Origin of the sequence: Treponema sp., assembly GCF_045657965.1 — a bacterium.
Classification (GTDB): Bacteria; Spirochaetota; Spirochaetia; order Treponematales; family Treponemataceae; genus Treponema_D.
This window is the reverse complement of sequence record NZ_JAZOUG010000065.1, coordinates 1-4279: the sequence shown is the minus strand read 5'-3', so window position 1 is coordinate 4279 and position 4279 is coordinate 1. Positions and strand designations below refer to the sequence as shown.

Below are 4279 nucleotides of genomic sequence, written 5' to 3'. Positions count from 1 at the left end.
AAATAATTAACAAATAAAATAATTCCAAAAGCAAAAACTATTGTGACAAAAAGAAGCCGGTTTGCCTTGGTGTTTACAAGAGATTTAAAAAGACCGCCTTTGTAGGGTTTAAATTCACCTGAATAATAATCCTGTACGATTTTTGGAGCATGAGCCAGCCGTTCTTTACGGTTGTAATGAAATACAAGATTTTCATCTGAATTTTTCTGCTCTTCATCAGTTCTGGTTTCTTCAAATTTTGAAAAATCCATAATTATTCCTATTGATTTACAAAAGAAGCCAGAAGTGAATCTGTACGCCACCAGACAGTTTCTGCATTTTCATTTTTAACAAAAAGAGCCGAAATAATACCCTTTCCGCTCAAAGAAAGAGTGTAATACAGAATTTTTGAATGGTCCACAGAAAGTGAGCGCTTTACAATTCTCTGCCCGTCAGGCTGAACCATCTGTACGATAAAACCTTCTTCATTAGGAACAATAAAGAAAAACCAGCCGTTTTCAGTTACGCCAAGAAAGTCATAGGGAAGATTATAAATTTCTTTTGTAAGATTTTCAGTGAGTGCATATTCATAGCTTGGAATTTCCAGAGGCTCATCATAAAAACCTGTTTCTACATTAAGCGGACACAAAAGAGTTGTATAATAATCTATTCCAGACTGAACCTTAAGCTGCGAATCAAGAGAAGCAGCGTAATAATCAACATTTACATAAAGTTTATGCTCTGAACAATCCGGAACAATATTCGTTATAGAAACATAGTATGGCACATCTGAAGACTCATCGCGCTGGATTTTCGGAACATTTTCTTTTGAAACAGGAACTGTATACAAAAGAAATCCATTTGTGTTAAACCAGTATGCTGTAAGACCGTCATTTGAAGTACAGATAACTACCAGCTCATTTTCGCGAGTTGTATAAACATTTTTTACAAATGGAAACGGTGTACCGCCGGGACCTTCCTGTCCAATATAATCAATAAATTTACCGCTTGAATCAAAACGCAGCACAACAGAAGAAAGCAGAAGTCTGTTTGAAATATCACGTTCCTGCCGTTCAACAGGTAAAGTATCAATTGCATAAATATATTTTCTGGAATCAATCGCAATAGGACCTAAAGTATTAAACGGATAAGAAACTGCTTTTTTTGTAGAATTTGTTGAGTTTTTACCGGCAAAAGCAACATCTTTTAAGACTTCATCATTGTAGTAAAGGCTCAATAAATCACCATATGAATTAAATTCAAGGATTTTTTTAGACTCACCGTTTGCTATATAGAAAAAGCCGTCCCGCATAGTCATATAGGTGCGGATATTTCCTTTCTTTGCAAGATCAAAAAGATTCAGTTCGTTTTCAAAATTTCCGTAATCAAGTGTAAAAAGTTTATTTTCGTTTACAGAATTAAGCTGATTCGATTTTACGCATGAAGAGAGAAAACAAACAGCACAAACAGTAAGGACAAAAATCTTGAATTTAATTTTCATAATTACTCTGATGTAAGAATTTTGTAAGCTTCCATTGGATCTTTGCAGTTAAGCAGAGAATCACGGACATCTTTATTTTTAAGTTTTGAACTGAAGAAACTCAAAGTCTGCAGATAATAAGAATGCTGATTGTAAGCAGCTGCAATCATAATCAGCAGGCGTACAGGAGTATCATCGATTGTCTGAAAATCAAGCAGGTCATTTTTACAGATACCTACACTCATAACAAGGTCTGTAACTGAAGAAAGTCTGACATGAGGAATTGCAATTCCACGGCCAATAGCTGTAGACATAAGTTCCTCACGCTTTAAAATTTCTTCGATAAGCTCTTTTTCGTTTTTAATTTGGGGAGCTGTTGCAAGATTCTGAGCAAGCTCTACAATTGCATCATGTTTTGTGGAATGATCAATAAAGACAATTCTGTCAGGTGAAAGAATATTTTTTGCCGTAACCACTTGTTTACTCTCCGATGGTTTCTGAGATGATGAAAGACGTTCATTAACCCACTTTTCGATTTCAGTTTTTTTAAAACGCCAGACAGTTCCGATTTTGCCGGCAGGGATTTCTCCTTTTTGAGCCCAGTCATAAACAGTACGTTCTGAAACCCTAAGATATTTAGCAACTTCTTCGATTGTAAGAATATCGTCTCCCACGATAGCACCTCATAATTTATTGAATTTTTATACTTTATTTTGCAAACTTTGCGGTATTATGTCAAGTCATACAATTTTTATCGATTTTTTGGCATTTTCTAACCATAATTTTCATTTTTCCGACCTTTTTACAGGATTTTTTATTTAATTTTTTTAAATTTTTAAGATTACAGGGGATACAGTCAGCAGATTTATTCAAAAGCCTTTATCAACAATTAAATATTTTCTATAATGTTCAATATGAACAAAAAATTAAAAATCATAATCCCTGTTTTTATATCTTTAGCTGTTTTTTATTTAATTACCGCATCTAAATCATTATCTCAGGAAATTCAGTTTCTTCCTGTATGGACAATTGATTTGGAATCATATATTAAAGATGACAGCAATCCCCTTTCTCAGGAAGATTTTTCAAATATAGTTCCGTTCAAAATGGGTCAGAATTTAGGCTGGTTCAACACCGATGGAAAAATTCTTAATTACATTACTTTTCCATACAAAGCGAGTATTTCAGAAAATTCATATTCCCTCTACGGAACTTCTTCAGATGAAATTATAATCAATGACGCTTCAAACAATGAAATTGCAAAAATCACAGAAAAAGGATTTCCATATTTTGCAGAAAACAGAAAATTTATTTTTCTTCCAGGCGGAAACAGTTTTGCAAAACTTAACGATGATGGTTCTGCTGCATGGAAATACGAAGGTTTCACACCAATTACAGCTTTTTCATCATCAGCAACAGGAACAGCCGCAGGATTTGCAAACGGCTCTGTAATTGTTTTTGACAGCGAAGGAAATATTTCACAGCAGTACAATCCGGGCGGAAGTAACTATGAGGTCATTCTGGGAATAGCTGTTTCAGACAGCTCAAAATACATTGCAACCCTTTCCGGTCAGGACAGCCAGAGATTTGTAATTTCAAAAAAAACGGATGAAAGTTACGGTTCACACACCTCCATCATATTTTTCAAAACAATGGAAAACGAAGTTAACCGGCAGGTTTTAATAAAATTCAGCAGAGACGAAAAAAAAGTCTTTTACAACAGTGCCAGCGGAATCGGAATTGTAAACTGCAGGACTTTTAAAAATACTGAGATTCCTTTAAAAGGCAGAATTCTTTCAATTCAGGAAACTGAATCAGGAAATGAAATAATCGTGCTGAGCAAAAACGAAAATATTTACACAATTTCTACCATTGAATCATTCGATGTTCTGACAGGTTCATTTTCATTCGATGCTGACAATGCATTTATTGCCACAAAAGGAAATTCTCTGTTTGTCGGCAGAGACGGAAGAATCTCAAAAATCGATATTATTCATAAATAAGGAACAAATCATGAAAAAGCTGATTTTTTTTACACTTGCATTAATTTCACTTTCATTCATTTTTGCTTTTGACTGGCCGCAGAATGAAATAATGTCAGATTCTTTCTTTTCTTATTTCGGACAGCTTCGCGGAGGCACAATAAGTTCAGCATTAGTTTTTTCAGAAAGCCGGGAAGTAAAGGCAGCTTCTGACGGTCGAATTCTTGCAGTTATAACGGAACATGATGAAGATGAACTTTTTGAAAGCACACTTGGCAACGCTCTTCTTCTCTCTCATAACGATTCACTTTTGACTGTTTATGCAAATTTAGATTCTGACAATCTTGAATCAGCTTACAAAATGAAAGATGTCACAGCCGGCACATTTTTTGGCACAACAGGGACTTCCGGCTGGCAGGAAGGAGAAGCCTGTCTTGAATTTCAGGTTATTGATACAAAAAACAAAACTTATGTAAATCCAAGAATTCTTATGCCCCGAATTGGCAAAGAACTTCCGCTCACAATCAAAAATGTAACAGCTGTAAGCAAAAAAGGTCAGATTTATGATTTGGGAACTGTAAAAACAATGCCTTCAGGCGTTTATCAGATTTACCGTGAAAAACAGAATGTTGCCATGCCATACAAAACAACAATTTTTATAAACGGTGTAGTAGCAGAATCACTGACTTATGATGTTCTTTCAGAAAAAAACGGAAAAATATGTGTAAACGGCAAAAAAAATTACGACATAAGCGTAGTATACCCTGACAATGAACGTCAGTTTTTAGGTGAAATAACAATCACTAAAGGCAAAAACTTTATAAATGTTGTTCTGGCA

Annotated in this window: 4 protein-coding genes and 1 pseudogene; 2 read left to right on the top strand and 3 right to left on the bottom strand. The window is 34.8% G+C overall.

What is annotated here, in order from left to right; all coding sequences use genetic code 11:
* The 3 genes and pseudogenes from ACKI5B_RS02385 to ACKI5B_RS02375 form a co-directional block, all read right to left on the bottom strand.
* Window positions 1-251: pseudogene (locus tag ACKI5B_RS02385) on the bottom strand (hypothetical protein); the annotation flags it as partial.
* Window positions 252-259: 8 nt separating this feature from the next.
* Window positions 260-1480, bottom strand: coding sequence for an LIC_12708 family protein (locus ACKI5B_RS02380; protein ID WP_407425455.1), 1221 nt, complete (start codon window positions 1478-1480; stop codon window positions 260-262).
* Between the two features lie 2 nt (window positions 1481-1482).
* Entirely contained in the window at window positions 1483-2133 is a 651-nt protein-coding gene (locus ACKI5B_RS02375) for a PTS sugar transporter subunit IIA (protein ID WP_407425453.1), read from the bottom strand.
* Window positions 2134-2373: 240 nt separating this feature from the next.
* On the opposite strand from ACKI5B_RS02375, the gene ACKI5B_RS02370 reads away from it, so the two are divergent.
* Together ACKI5B_RS02370 and ACKI5B_RS02365 are read left to right on the top strand one after the other, a co-directional pair.
* Window positions 2374-3462: a hypothetical protein gene (locus ACKI5B_RS02370; protein ID WP_407425451.1), complete on the top strand. Its 1089-nt coding sequence runs from the start codon at window positions 2374-2376 to the stop codon at window positions 3460-3462.
* A 10-nt stretch (window positions 3463-3472) separates the two neighbouring features.
* On the top strand, window positions 3473-4279 hold an 807-nt coding region (locus ACKI5B_RS02365), incomplete at its 3' end, for a peptidoglycan DD-metalloendopeptidase family protein (RefSeq protein WP_407425449.1).